The organism is Streptomyces sp. NBC_01288 (assembly GCF_035982055.1).
Lineage (GTDB): Bacteria > Actinomycetota > Actinomycetes > Streptomycetales > Streptomycetaceae > Streptomyces.
The window spans coordinates 702027-714459 of record NZ_CP108427.1 but is presented as its reverse complement, the minus strand read 5'-3'; the positions used below and the strand labels follow the sequence as shown (position 1 = coordinate 714459).

Below are 12433 nucleotides of genomic sequence, written 5' to 3'. Positions count from 1 at the left end.
GCCCCTTACTTGATTCCGGTGAAGCTGATGGAACTCACGATGCGGCGCGCGAACACCCCGAAGAGAACGAGCATCGGGAGCGCGGCGATCAGGGTCGCCGCCATCAGGCCCGACCAGTCGTAGCCGCTCTGCGGGGTCTGCGAGCGGAAGATCGCCAGCGCTACCGACAGCACACGCGAACTGTCGCTGTACGACACCATCAGCGGCCAGAAGTAGTCGTTCCAGGACGTGATGTACGTCAGCACACCCAGCGTCAGGACCGGTGTGGCCGCCATCGGCAGCAGGACCCGGAAGAAGACGCGGACCTTGCCCGCGCCGTCGAGCAGGGCGGCCTCCTCGACCTCGCGCGGGATGTTCATGAAGAACTGCTTGAGGAAGAACACCGCGAACGGCGTCATGAACATCGTCGGCAGCGCGATCCCCAACAAGGTGTCCACGAGCCCGAGTTGCTTGATGAGGACGAAGTTCGGCAGCAGGGTGAAGATCGCCGGCACCATCAGCCCGGCCAGGAACAGACCGAACATGCGGTCCCGGCCGCGCCAGCGGAGCCGGGCGAAGGCGTAGGCGGCCATCGCGGAGAAGAACACCTGGCAGACGGTGACCAGGGTCGAGACGACCACCGAGTTGAGCAGATAGCGCCAGAACTTCAGTCCGCCGCCCGAACCGCCCTGGGCGATCGCCTCCTTGGTCGACTGGAGGCCGAGCGCCCGCTCGAAACCGCCGGTGGTGAAGTCGACCGGCAGCGGGTCCGAGGGATGGGCGGCGAGACCGGCGTTGGTGGAGAGCGCGGTGCGCAGGATCCAGTAGAAGGGCAGCAGGGTGATCAGCATGATCGCGGCCATCGCGACCCAGGCGGCGACCTTGCCGACGGAGGGCCGGGGCCTGGGCGGCCGTACGACCTCCTGCTTCGCCGTGGTCGTAGGGGTGTTGGGCACATTGGGTGTGGTGGTCAGGGTGGCCATGTCGACTCCTTCCGGTCAGCCGAGGTCGGTCTGGCCGGCGCGGGTGAGCCGGTACTGGAGGAACGTGATGGCGCTCAGCACGATCAGCAGGGCCACGGACATCGCGGACGCGTAGCCGAACTGGAAGCGCCCGAAGGCGGAGCCGTAGATGTAGTACTGGAGGACGTTCGTCGCGTTCGCCGGGCCGCCCGCGGTGGTCACCGCGACCGTGTCGAACACCTGGAAAGAACCGATCACCGTCATGATCAGCACGACCGCGAGGACCGGCCGCAGCAGCGGCATCGTGATCCGCCAGAACATGCGCCACTCGCTCGCGCCGTCCACCTTCGCGGCCTCGTACATGTCGCCCGGGATGGCCTGGAGTCCGGCGAACAGCAGCAGCGCGGTGTAGCCGACGTGCCGCCAGACGTTGATCAGGGCGATCGTCGGGATCGCCCAGGTCTTGTCGGCGAGGAAGGGGATGTGGTCGAAGCCGAGCCCGCCGATGATCTCGTTGCCGATGCCGAGCTGGGTGTCGAGGATCCACAGCCAGACGATGCCGGCGACGACGTTCGACATCAGGTACGGCGTCAGCACGATCCCGCGCAACAGGGCGGACTGGGTGAGCCGTTGGAGCAGAACGGCGACGGCGAGGGCCGTGACCGTCTGGATGCCGATGTTGATGAGCACGTACTCGACGGTGACCTTCAACGACGACCAGAAGATGGGGTCGTGGACCATCCGGTCGTAGTTGTCGAGGCCCACCCACTTCGCCGGGGTCAGCAGGTTGAAGCGGGTGAAGCTCAGATAGATGCCCCGCAGGGTCGGCCAGAGCAGGAAGACCAGGAAGCCCAGCAGGGCAGGGGCGATGAAGACCGCCGCCAGCCGACCGTCGCCGCTGTCTTCACGGGCCCGCGGCCTGCGGGTCGGGGGACTGCTTGAGGCGATGGTCATCTGGAGACTCCCTTGTCTACGACGGCTCGTCCTCGGGCCACTTACTTTCGTCACGAAAGAATCCAGGCGTCAATAGCTGTGCAGACATCTTTGCTGTGCGGGATTGTGGTCGTAGAGTGGCCCTGTTACTTCCAGAGGAAAAGAAACCTCGGGGAGGGAAACCTTGTGGGAGTGTGAGCCTCATGACCACACGTGCCGCCAGCTGGCAGCCGCTGAGCCCCGGTGAACGCTCCGTCGCGATCGAGGTGCTCGTGCACGGCCCGCTGTCGCGCACCGACCTCGCGCGCCGGCTCGACCTCTCGGCGGGCAGCCTCACCCGTCTCACCAAGCCGCTGACCGAGTCCGGCCTGCTGGTCGAGGTCCCCGACGGCGGCGGCCCGGCCGAGGTCCGCCAGGGCCGCCCCTCCCAACCCCTCGACGTGGTCGCGGAGTCCCGCACCTTCCTCGGCCTCAAGGTCACCGAGGACATGGTCTACGGCGTCGTCACCACCCTCCGCAGCGAGATCGTCGCCCGCCTCGACCGGCCGCTCACCACCCACGATCCCGCCCAAGTGGCCGATCTGCTGGGCGAGATGACCGGCGAACTCACCGCCCGGTTCCCCACGCTCACCGGCATCGGTATCGGCGTCGGCGGACTCGTCCAGGACCGTGCCGTGGTGGGGGAGTCGCCCTTCCTTCAGTGGAGCGACGTCCCGCTGGCCCAACTCGTCGAGGAACGCACCGGGTTGCCGGTCGTCGTCGAGAACGACGTGGCCGCCCTCGTCGAGGCCGAGACCTGGTTCGGCGCCGGGCGCGGCCTCGACCGCTTCGTCGTCCTCACCATCGGCGCGGGCATCGGCTACGGCCTCGTCCTCGGCGGCAAGCGCGTGCCGTACGCCGAGGAGGACCGCGGGTTCGGCCGCCACTGGATCCTGGACCCCAACGGCCCGATCACCCCCGCCGGTCAACGCGGCAGCGCCGTCTCGCTGTTGACCATCCCCAGCATCCGCTACCAGATCCGGGCCGCCACCGGACTCGACCTGAGCTACGAGGAGATCCTCGCCCGCGCCGCCGCCGGTGAGCCCATGGCCGCCCGTGTCATCGACGAAGCGGCCCGCGCGCTGGGCACGTTGGTCGCCCAGATCGCCAACTTCGTGCTGCCGCAGAAGATCCTGCTCGCCGGTGAGGGCGTCGGCCTGATCGACGTGGCGGGCAAGACGGTGGACGACACGCTCCGCGCCCACCGGCATCCGCTGGCCGCCCCGCTCGACGTGGAGACGAAGGTGTCCGACTTCCACGACTGGGCGCGTGGCGCAGCCGTGTTGGCAATCCAGGTGCTGGTGCTCGGTGTGGCCGAAGTGTGAATTGCGTTACGGGGCTTGACAGATGACGTGATCAGCAACACGGTCCGATATGTCCGGTTCACTCATGATTACTCACATCGCCTTCACCTTCGGCGACGTATGCTTCACACCATGTCCACCAGCGTTGAATCAGCCACCGAGCGATCGGCGGCCGAGGTCAACGAGGAGATCAGGGCCCTGTGGCACCGATCGGGCGGGACACTGAGCGTCGAACAGCGCGAGGAGTACCGACGGCTTGTGATGGAGTGGGCCGCCGCGGCTCCCCAGCCGGCCGAGGCGGCCTGAGCGCCGCCGCTGTCGACCGACGCAGGTGTCGTTGTCGTTGTCGGTAGCTCGCCGCCCGGCCCTCCTCGTGACCCCGGTCCAGCCGGTCGAGCCCCTGTAGACCCGACCGACCCGAGCCGATCACCCCGTCGAGTTCCCTTGAGTCGAACTCCCTTGAGTGATCAGCCCCACATCGCCGAGTAGTGCCGCTGGAAGGCCTTGCGGTCCTGCTCGGCGCGGATCCAGCGCGTCGCCACCAGCGCGATCAGACTTCCCGCGATGACCAGCAGACCGGGACCCACGTTCTTCGGGTCCGTGAGCCGGGCCGCCAGCGTCGTCGACTCACCCGCCGTGGTGTTCGTCGCCGGCGCGGAGGTCCCGGGCGTGACCGAGCCTGCGGCTGCGGCGCCGGCGGCGGCCGATGCGGACGGCGCGGGCGAGGCGGCCGTCTTCGGCGCCACCAGCAGCTTCACGTTCAGCGCGGCCAGCGCCTTGGTCAGCGGCTGGAAGAACGTCGTACCGCCCGCCGTGCAGTCACCGCTGCCGCCCGACGTCACGCCCAGCGCGATGCCGTTGGCGAACAACGGGCCGCCGCTGTCGCCCGGTTCGGCACACACCGTGGTCTGGATGAGACCGGTGACCGTGCCCTCCGGGTAGTTGACCGTCGCGTTGAGCGCGGTCACCTCACCGTCGTGCAACCCGCTGGTGCTGCCGCTGCGGAACACCTTCTCGCCCACGGCCGCGTCGGCCAGGCCCGTGATCGTCACCCCGCTGCCGTTGCCGATCGCGACGACGTCCGCGCCGTCGCCCGCCGAACCGCTCGCGTACTGCACCAGGGAGAAGTCACTGCCGGGGAAGTTGTCGGAGACCGTCTTGCCCAACTGCTGGTCGCCCTGGTTGTTGGCGAACCAGATCGACCCGACAGGGCCGCAGTGCCCGGCCGTGAGGATGAAGTCGTTCGTCCCGTCGGTCACGTTGAAGCCCGCAGAACAGCGTCCGCCGGTCGACAGGATCGGCTGCGCGCCGTTGATCCGGGTCGTGAACTTGCCCTGCGCGCGCTGCATCTGGACCGAGGCGCCGATGCCGGACGCGACCTTCGTCATCGCGTTCCAGTTGGCGGTGGAGACCGAGCTGTCGGCCTCCACCAGCACCCTGTTGTTGCGGTAGTCCATCGCCCACGCGGTGCCCGGCACCTTCGGCGCCGAACTCAGCGTGGTGGCGGCCGAGTTCAGCACGTTCATGTTGTACCGCACGACCTTCGCCTCGGCGCCCGCCTTCGTCACCTCGGCCGCCGTCTTCGCATCGGTCACCGCGACCACCGTACGGCCGCCCGAATCGACCCAACTGCCCGCCGTACGGGCCGAACCGAGCTTCGCCACCAGGGCGGAACCCTTGTCCGCAGGGGTCTGCGGCGCGCTGAGCGTGGCGGCGGACGTGCCGGAAGATTCACTGGCCATGGCCGCCTGGGTGACCATGGCACCTCCCAGCAGGAGTCCGCCGACGGACGCCAACCGTGTAACTCGCCGGATGACCCGTCGTCGTGCGTGCCTCATGCTTGGCTCCCGAACCCCGAACGTGCGGTGCGACACCGCGGGACTCTCCGGTCGTTGAGTGCCCTTCCTCCATACGTGGCCCAGCACTCCCGTGTTCACCGGACGGAGGATCGGCTTCAGCTCGCGCGACCAACGAGCGGTCTACACGGCCGAGTTGGCCTCGGCGGTGCCCAGCCGGAGCCCGCTGCCCGCGTCGCCCCAGACGGAATCCGTGCCGATGTACGGGCGCAGCAGCGCGGTGAGGGCCGGGTCGCCGCGGCCGTTCAGCTCGTCGGAGGCCAGCTTGCGGGCGATACCGGCGAGGAAGTCGGCCAACTGCACCCGGGCGTCGGACCGGGCGGCGACGAGCTGTACGTCGCTCAGCGGGGCCGACTCCATGATCCAGGCGATCCGTTCCGGGGTGAGCATGTTCTGCCGGTCGTGCACCAGGCGGACGGACCGGCCACCGGCGAGCCAGTACCGGGCGGTGCTGACGATCGCGGGGAGCAGCGGATTGAGGACGGGGAACAGCACCGGGGAGTCCCGCATCCGCTCCCGGTACGACTCCGCGCGCGACCGGGCCGCCGCGAGCCGGCCCACGATCACGCCCGCGGTCGTACCGGAGTACTCGTCGCGCAGGGTGTCGACCGTGCGGAAGAAGACGTCGGCGGGGACGGTCGCCGCGGCGTCGTTCCTGACCCGGAGGAGTTGGTTGGAGGCGGCGAGGAAGTCCCGCCAGCCGTGCTCGCCGAAGGTCAGCGGCCCCTCCCGGAAGAGGGTGACCGCCTCGTCGCCATCGCCGTCTCCGTCCTCGCCGAGCAGTAGGCCGACGGCGCGGTCCACGATGAAGAAGGTCTTCTCGATCAGGTGCACATGGGCGTTCCCGCCGCGCAACGGTCCGGCCGGGTCGAGGAACGACTCCAGCACCGCCCGGTGTTTGTCCCGCAGTAGATGGTTCGCCTTGTACTCCGTCGCCGGCGAGCGGATCCGGCGCCGTATCTCCTGCACATACTCCGCGGCCGTCTCCACGGGAAGCCGCACACTCGCATGGGCGAAGACGTCCGTGTTCCCGCCGGTGAGGTTCTCGCCGTCCGAGCCGGACTCGTCGCAGGCGATCTCCATCAGGGCGCCGTTCTCAGGATTCCCGGTCATCGCACATCCCCCTGTCTTGTGCCTCATGACCAGCATCCCGCAGGACACGTCCGGTGAACCGAATCCCCTGGCGGTGGATGCGTTGCGGTGAGCGGGGCGTCGGTGCCGAAACGAGCCGGGCCGCCGTGCTGTCATGGACACCCGCCCCGGCTGCCATGATGACTCCATGCGCGTGCTGATGCCGGTCCCCGACCGGGACTTCGATGTCACCGAGGTCGCCGTGCCGTGGCGGTTGCTCACCGATGCCGGGCATGAGGTCGTGTTCGCCACCGAGCGGGCCGGGACCTTGCCCGCCGCCGACCCTCGGTTGCTGACCGGCGTGCTCTTCGGACAGCTCGGTGCCGAGGACGAACCCAAGCGGTTCTACCAACAGCTCACCGCCGCGCCGGAGTTCAGTGCCACCGTCGCGTGGGCGGACCTGGACGTGACCCGCTTCGACGGACTGCTGCTGCCCGGTGGGCACGCGCCCGGTATGCGTCAGTACCTGGGATCCCCTGAACTGAGCGCCAGGGTAGGGGAGTTCTGGAAGCTCGGCCGTCCGGTCGGCGCGATCTGTCACGGGGTTCTCGTACTGGCCCGTACCCAGGACCCGGACACCGGTCGCAGTGTCATCGCCGGACGCCGTACGACCTGTCTGCCCAAGTACATGGAACGTACTGCCTACTTGACCACCGGCTGGCGGCTGGGTCGCTACTACCGGACCTACCCCGCCTATGTGGAGGACGAGGTGCGGGCCGCTCTCGACGAGCCGGGGACGCAGTTCGAGCGCGGGCCCACGGAGCTCACCCGGCGGGGTACGGCGAGTGACGACACGCATGCGTTCGCCGTGCGGGACGGCGCCTATCTGTCGGCTCGCTGGCCCGGCGACGCCTACCTTTTCGCTCGGCGGTATCTCGATCTCCTGCGGGCACCGGCGGGTGCTTAGACTGCCGACCATGGACGAGACCCCGCTGGACCGGCTCGGCGCAGGCCAGTACCTGCTGATCACCAGCTACCGCAAGAACGGCTCCCCGGTCGCCACCCCGGTGTGGGTGGTGCGCGACGGCGAGACCCTCGGCGTCTGGACGGTCGCCGACTCCTGGAAGGTCAAGCGCATCCGGGCCCGCGCCGACGTCCTCGTCGGCCCCTGTGACCTGCGCGGCAACCCGACAGGCAACCAGGTACCCGGCACCGCCGAGATCTGCGACGCCGAGACCACCGCCCGCTACCGCAAGCTCATCACCCGCAAGTACGGTCTCACCGGGCGCATCACGCTCCTCGGCAGCCGGCTGCGCCGCGGGCTCGACGGCACCATCGGAATCCGCGTGACGCTCGCACCCTGAGGACGATCCCCTTGCACACCGAACCCAGGGAGCGCCCGTGGACCCCGCGCTGAACCCGGCCGACCTGCCCCTGCGGCAGGAGCGCGTCGTCTTCGCCCGGATGCGCAGCACCCAGGACCGGGTCGCCGACGCGATCACCGCGTTCGCCGGCACCATGCTCTTCGTCTACATCCACGCGCTGTGGTTCGCCGTCTGGATCGCCCTCAACGAAGGGCTCCTCGGGCAGGCCGGGATATTCGACCCGTACCCGTACGGGCTGCTCACGATGATCGTCAGCCTGGAGGCCATCTTCCTGTCGACCTTCGTCATGGTGAGCCAGAACCGCCAGGCCACCCGCGAGAACGTCCGCGCCGACCTCGACTTCGAGACCAACCTCCGCTCCGAGGTCTGGTCCGCCCACATCGGCGCCGCCCTCGGCCTCGACCCCCGCGAGGTCGAACAACGCGTCCAGGAACTCCTCACCGAGAACCGCGCCAAGATGAACGGCGGCACACAGAAGCCGAGTTGAGCACCCGCACGATGAACACGATGAAGGGGCCGCAGCTTACGCGCTGCGGCCCCTTCACTTCTTACGGCGTTCTGCTACGACGGTCCGTTACGACTTTCCGCTACGACGCGTCGAGCACCGTGCCGGTCAGTTCCGGTCCGCCGCTCTGCGGGTCGCCGTTCTCGTCCACGCCCAGGAACCGTACGGACTCGGGCTGTTCGGTCACCCGGTCGGTGATCGTGGGGACGCTGATCTCCCCGCTGAGCTGCCCCGCCGGGACGGACGTCCAGAGGAACAGGCCCAGCACCTTGGACAGCGGGCGCTCCGGCGCGGCTTCCTCACCGGAGTTCTCGCTGAGCCACTGCGGGTCGACGTCCAGGGTGGACAACTCCGGGCCCGAGGCGATCGGTTGGACGAGGAACGCGGGGTTGAGTTCCACGTCGGCGGGCGCGGACAGCGTCACCTTCCACTTGAGGGGCTGCCCCTCGGTGACCCGGTCGGCGATCGGCGTGACGGTGAACGTGGGCATCGGGTCGTCGTTCTCGGTGGTCACCCCGCCACGGTGGGCGCCGACCACCGCGCCGTGCACCGCCTTCACGAAGATGTCGTGCTGGACGCCGTAGTCGAAGCGGGTGTTGCCCTCCACCTTCACCGGTACGTCGATGGCGTTGCCGCCGGGCCGTACCGTCACCAGCCGTGAAGTGTCCTGGCCGGTGGCCGGGTTGCTGACGTAGACCCGGACCTGGCCGCTGCCGTGGCCGGAGACCTGGACGGGCACGCGGTACGTCTTGACGCCCGAGTCCCCTTCCTTGACGGAGAGTCGGCCGATGTCGACGCGGGGGAGCGGCGCCGAGGTGACCGCCGGAGTGCCGGGGCGCCAGGCCCAGGCGTCCATCAGCCAGGCCTGGCCGGAGCGTGAACGCGGGGTCAGGTCAAGGGACTTGATGTGGCGCGGGTCGAGCCCGGCGTGCGAGGCGGCGGCCAGCGGTACGCGGACCTCGCGGGCCCAGTAGGAGGCGGTGCGCTGGGTGCCGGGCAGGCCGTCGACGCGGACCCGGCCGAGGGTCGCGCGGTGGCCGGAGGTGTCGGTCACGGACACGTCGAGCTGGGTGCCGGTGGTGTTGGGCGGCACGATCACGCGCAGGGCGAGGCCCTTGGCGCCGCCGAGGGAGACGGGCTTGTTCGGACGGACCGTCACCGGTGAACCGGCGGCGGACCAGCGCAGCGCGACGGCGCGGCGGCCGACCTCCTTCGTGGCCTCCCACTGCGCGAAGTGCGGCGAGCTGCCCTTGGAGTCGTCGCTCAGGCAGGCGACGGCCGGGTCGGGGTCCACCGCGGAGCACAACTTGCCGCCCGAGACGGTGACTTGACCGTCGGGCAGGAACCCGGCACCACGGTTCGCGCCCACCGCGTGGGTGAGGACCCGCGCGGGGTCGGCAGAGGGCGCCCGGCGGCCGGAGCCGTCGAGCAGCTGGCGCGCCCGGTCGTCGCCGCCGATGAACAGCCGTGCGGCCGTGGCGATGTAGGTGGAGCCGGCCTTGTGCTGCTGGTCGGCGGTCAGCCGGGTCGCGGCACCCGGTGAGCACACCGCGTCCCGCTGGTCGGGGTCGTCGTAGAAGTCGTCCTCGGCGGGCGCCTGGGCCTGGCCCGGCGTCCACTCGGTGTTGAAGAAGTTGTGGTCGGCGCCCTCGACGTAGACCGCGCTGTGCAGGGCGGTACCCCGGCTGACCCCGCGGGTGCCGTCGACGTAGACCTCGCCCTGGAGGTCGGAGACGTCACCGTCGCAGCCGGGCAGGATCGTCACCGACGGGACGTCGGCCACCGGGTTCTGGCCGAAGATCGTCGGGCCGATGAGGACCGTGCCGCGGATCTTCCAGCGGACCGGGCCGTGATAGCCGTCCTGGGCGGCCGGCGGCGGGTAGAGGCTGTCCATCGCCGCGCGGTTGACGCCCTCGCCGCCGCGCGAGTGGCCGATCAGCAGGACGCGGGAGAGGTCGGCCCGGGGAGCGTTCCGTACGACCGCCGGGGCGGTCTCCGGGTGGGCGGACCAGTCGGCCCAGTGGGCCAGGTGCTGCCGGATCAGCGACGAACGGGCCTGCGCGCCGGCGTCCTCGGCATCGGCGTCCTGCGCGTTGATGCCGTTCGCGGAGATCGACACCGTGACATAGCCCTGGGAGGCGAGGAGTTGCTGGTCGCGCAGGTAACCCCGGTAGCTCGGGACCGACTTGAGGCCGGTGGGGCAGGGCCAGTCGCCGGTGATGTCCTCGGTGCCGGGCTTGTAGCAGGTGTAGTGCCGGCCGTGCAGGAAGAGCGCGAGCGGCCGCTTGCCGGTGGCGCCCTTCGGTGCGACCACGACCGCCCGCATCTCGATCGGCTGCGGATACCCGGGCAGCCGGACCGAGTCGAGCGTGTACTCGCCGGTCGTCGTACGGTACGTGCCCGGCTTGCCGGGATCGATCGGGCCGGCCGGGAGCGGGGCCGCGGGCTGCGCGGCGACCTCTGAACGTCCCTTGCCGGAGCTGCCGTTGTCACCGGCGGCGTCCAACCGTCTGCCCGCGGCAAGTACTTGAAGGTCCGTCAGCTGCTTGGGGGCGACGGCACCGAGGCCGAGCCGGAACGTCCGTCCGTCCTTCGCCGGACTAGGCACACCGAGGAGCCGGCCCCCGGCGTGGAACTCGACGCGCGCGTCCCCCATGGGCACCCGCGTACCCGAGCGCCAGACCAACTGCTGCGCGGAACCCTTCCCCGTGATCCGCCAACCCGGCGGAAGCTTGCCGTCGTTGGCCGCCGCCGTCGCCGTGAACGGTCCGACGTCCGACGGTGGCGCCGCCTGCGCCGACCCGGACACCCCTCCCGCCACCGCGAGCACCGCCGCGGCCGTGACCCATATTCGCCGGGCACGGAACAATGTGTTCTCCTCCTCGAACCCCAGGCTCAGGCGCCCCGTGTGTCACGGGAGCCTCTCGCGCCCCGGAGGACGGGAAGCAGGGCCTGTGGGTTGCCTGTGGAGGAGGATTCGGCCGATCTTCGTCGGCCGGGCCCGAACTCGGCTTCGCGCTACGGTCGTTCAGTCACCGCTCGTCGGTCGGAGCGCGCGAGGTCGGTGGTCCGGGGTCAGTGCCAGGCCCGGTAGGGCTCGTCGAGGAGTTGGAAGACCGGCTCGCCGCGCACCGGGTCCTTGGCCGTGGACAGCCGGACGCGGTCGCCGCTGTGGATGCCGATGGGCGGGCCTATGACCCGGCCGCGCACCACGAAGCCCTCGGCCATCTCGATCAGTGAAACGTTGCGGGCGGCGGGGGTGTTGCGGTGCACGACCGTGGAGTGGCGGACCGTACCGCTGCCCTCGCTGCGCTCCGTGCGCAGGTCGCCGCCCTGGCAGACCGGGCACAACAGGCGGTGGTACATGGCCGTACCGCACCAGGTGCAGCGCTGGAAGAGGATGGTGTCGCCGTCCGCGGTGGGCGGATCGAGGAGGCCCGCCGGGGAGCCGACTGCCGGACGGGTCGCGAATCCTGAGTGGTGGTACACGCTGTCAACTCCCTGCGCTCGGCCGGAATCCCGCGTGCCCGGCCAGGCCGTGCACGCATGTGCGCGGCTTGCCGTGCCACCGTGCACGACCACAGCGTATGGCACTCAGTGCCAAGCGTAAAGACACTGCGTACCCTTGGCTTTTCAGGTTCAGCCCCGACCGAACGCGGACTCTATCTCCTGGACGACGCGCCACATGGGGGCATCACGCCGGGAGACGACCACCACGACGTCCTCGGGGCGCTGCTCCTGGTGTACGCCGACGGCCCGTACCGGAGGGTGTCCGAAGGCGGACTGCACATACCCCAGAGCGTGGTCCACCTCGGCACCCGCGTCGCGCTGCCCGTCCGAACGCAGCCAGGAACGAAGGGCGTTGTTGTGCGCCGCGACCACGGCGGCCGCGATCACGTCCGCCTGTAGGGTGCCGTCGCGCCGCCCGGCCAAGCGCCCGCGCAGATAGTCGGCGAGGGCACGTTCGTAGCGCCACACCACCGACAACTCGTACGCGCGCAGGCCCGGCACCTTTTTGGTGAGGCGGTAACGCTGCACGGAGAAGGTCGGGTTCTCGTTGTACATCCGCAGCACGAGCCGGGCCGCGTCGCAGACCCGTCGCACGGGTTCGTGCTCGTCGCCGCCGGAGGAGAGGAAGGCCGTCATGTCGGCCAGGCAGCGCTCGTGGTCGGGGAAGACCACGTCCTCCTTGGACGGGAAGTAGCGGAAGAACGACCGCCGTCCGACCCCGGCCAGCGCCACGATGTCGTCGATGGTGGTCTGTTCGTAGCCCCGCTCCAGGAACAACTGGAAGGCGGCCGCCACCAGGGCGTCCCGCATGGGCGGCTTGGAGCTCATGGACGGGAACGTAGCACCAGGCCGACGCCGATGGCACTCAGTGCGCTCCAGATGGGGACTG

12 protein-coding genes are annotated in these 12433 nt (G+C 69.8%); 5 read left to right on the top strand and 7 right to left on the bottom strand.

The window, feature by feature from the left end; translation table 11 throughout:
- Positions 1 to 5: 5 nt before the first annotated feature.
- Positions 6 to 962: a carbohydrate ABC transporter permease gene (locus OG194_RS03250; protein ID WP_327399290.1), complete on the bottom strand. Its 957-nt coding sequence runs from the start codon at positions 960 to 962 to the stop codon at positions 6 to 8.
- A gap of 15 nt (positions 963 to 977) precedes the next feature.
- Positions 978 to 1895: a carbohydrate ABC transporter permease gene (locus OG194_RS03245; protein ID WP_327399289.1), complete on the bottom strand. Its 918-nt coding sequence runs from the start codon at positions 1893 to 1895 to the stop codon at positions 978 to 980.
- A gap of 182 nt (positions 1896 to 2077) precedes the next feature.
- Between OG194_RS03245 and OG194_RS03240 the strand changes: the two genes are divergently transcribed.
- The gene (locus tag OG194_RS03240; RefSeq protein WP_327399288.1) at positions 2078 to 3238 is read left to right on the top strand and encodes an ROK family transcriptional regulator; all 1161 of its coding nucleotides are present in this window, start codon (positions 2078 to 2080) and stop codon (positions 3236 to 3238) included.
- Positions 3239 to 3337: 99 nt separating this feature from the next.
- Positions 3338 to 3523, top strand: a complete 186-nt coding sequence (locus tag OG194_RS03235; protein ID WP_327399287.1) for a hypothetical protein — start codon at positions 3338 to 3340, stop codon at positions 3521 to 3523.
- Between the two features lie 161 nt (positions 3524 to 3684).
- Here the strand turns inward: OG194_RS03235 and OG194_RS03230 are convergent, their stop codons facing one another.
- The gene (locus OG194_RS03230) at positions 3685 to 5055 is read right to left on the bottom strand and encodes a S1 family peptidase (protein WP_327399286.1); all 1371 of its coding nucleotides are present in this window, start codon (positions 5053 to 5055) and stop codon (positions 3685 to 3687) included.
- Positions 5056 to 5196: 141 nt separating this feature from the next.
- Positions 5197 to 6186 carry a hypothetical protein gene (locus OG194_RS03225; RefSeq protein ID WP_327399285.1) on the bottom strand — a complete coding sequence of 330 codons (990 nt, stop codon included), beginning with the start codon at positions 6184 to 6186 and terminating at the stop codon, positions 5197 to 5199.
- 166 nt (positions 6187 to 6352) lie between these two features.
- Between OG194_RS03225 and OG194_RS03220 the strand changes: the two genes are divergently transcribed.
- From OG194_RS03220 to OG194_RS03210, 3 genes are read left to right on the top strand one after another with little or no spacing between them, the layout of a single operon-like run.
- Positions 6353 to 7111: a type 1 glutamine amidotransferase domain-containing protein gene (locus OG194_RS03220; RefSeq protein ID WP_327399284.1), complete on the top strand. Its 759-nt coding sequence runs from the start codon at positions 6353 to 6355 to the stop codon at positions 7109 to 7111.
- Between the two features lie 10 nt (positions 7112 to 7121).
- A complete protein-coding gene (locus OG194_RS03215; protein ID WP_327399282.1) occupies positions 7122 to 7508 on the top strand; it encodes a PPOX class F420-dependent oxidoreductase in 387 nt (128 codons plus the stop codon).
- 37 nt (positions 7509 to 7545) lie between these two features.
- Positions 7546 to 8016, top strand: coding sequence for a DUF1003 domain-containing protein (locus tag OG194_RS03210; RefSeq protein ID WP_327399281.1), 471 nt, complete (start codon positions 7546 to 7548; stop codon positions 8014 to 8016).
- A gap of 100 nt (positions 8017 to 8116) precedes the next feature.
- On the opposite strand, the gene OG194_RS03205 is transcribed toward OG194_RS03210, so the two are convergent.
- The 3 genes from OG194_RS03205 to OG194_RS03195 all read right to left on the bottom strand — a co-directional run bounded on the left by OG194_RS03205 (position 8117) and on the right by OG194_RS03195 (position 12354).
- The gene (locus OG194_RS03205; RefSeq protein WP_327399280.1) at positions 8117 to 10903 is read right to left on the bottom strand and encodes a hypothetical protein; all 2787 of its coding nucleotides are present in this window, start codon (positions 10901 to 10903) and stop codon (positions 8117 to 8119) included.
- A 206-nt stretch (positions 10904 to 11109) separates the two neighbouring features.
- Complete coding sequence (locus OG194_RS03200) at positions 11110 to 11523, bottom strand: Zn-ribbon domain-containing OB-fold protein (RefSeq protein WP_327399279.1); 414 nt, start codon at positions 11521 to 11523, stop codon at positions 11110 to 11112.
- A 150-nt stretch (positions 11524 to 11673) separates the two neighbouring features.
- Positions 11674 to 12354: a TetR family transcriptional regulator gene (locus tag OG194_RS03195; protein ID WP_327406965.1), complete on the bottom strand. Its 681-nt coding sequence runs from the start codon at positions 12352 to 12354 to the stop codon at positions 11674 to 11676.
- Positions 12355 to 12433 lie beyond the last annotated feature (79 nt).

Bases quoted from the DNA above. Each gene is read 5' to 3' on its own strand.
- OG194_RS03250 (WP_327399290.1), bottom strand. From the start codon at position 962: ATGGCCACCCTGACCACCACACCCAATGTGCCCAACACCCCTACGACC.
- OG194_RS03195 (WP_327406965.1), bottom strand. From the start codon at position 12,354: ATGCGGGACGCCCTGGTGGCGGCCGCCTTCCAGTTGTTCCTGGAGCGG.
- OG194_RS03215 (WP_327399282.1), top strand. From the start codon at position 7,122: ATGGACGAGACCCCGCTGGACCGGCTCGGCGCAGGCCAGTACCTGCTG.
- OG194_RS03230 (WP_327399286.1), bottom strand. From the start codon at position 5,055: ATGAGGCACGCACGACGACGGGTCATCCGGCGAGTTACACGGTTGGCG.
- OG194_RS03235 (WP_327399287.1), top strand. From the start codon at position 3,338: ATGCTTCACACCATGTCCACCAGCGTTGAATCAGCCACCGAGCGATCG.
- OG194_RS03240 (WP_327399288.1), top strand. From the start codon at position 2,078: ATGACCACACGTGCCGCCAGCTGGCAGCCGCTGAGCCCCGGTGAACGC.
- OG194_RS03225 (WP_327399285.1), bottom strand. From the start codon at position 6,186: ATGACCGGGAATCCTGAGAACGGCGCCCTGATGGAGATCGCCTGCGAC.
- OG194_RS03245 (WP_327399289.1), bottom strand. From the start codon at position 1,895: ATGACCATCGCCTCAAGCAGTCCCCCGACCCGCAGGCCGCGGGCCCGT.
- OG194_RS03220 (WP_327399284.1), top strand. From the start codon at position 6,353: ATGCGCGTGCTGATGCCGGTCCCCGACCGGGACTTCGATGTCACCGAG.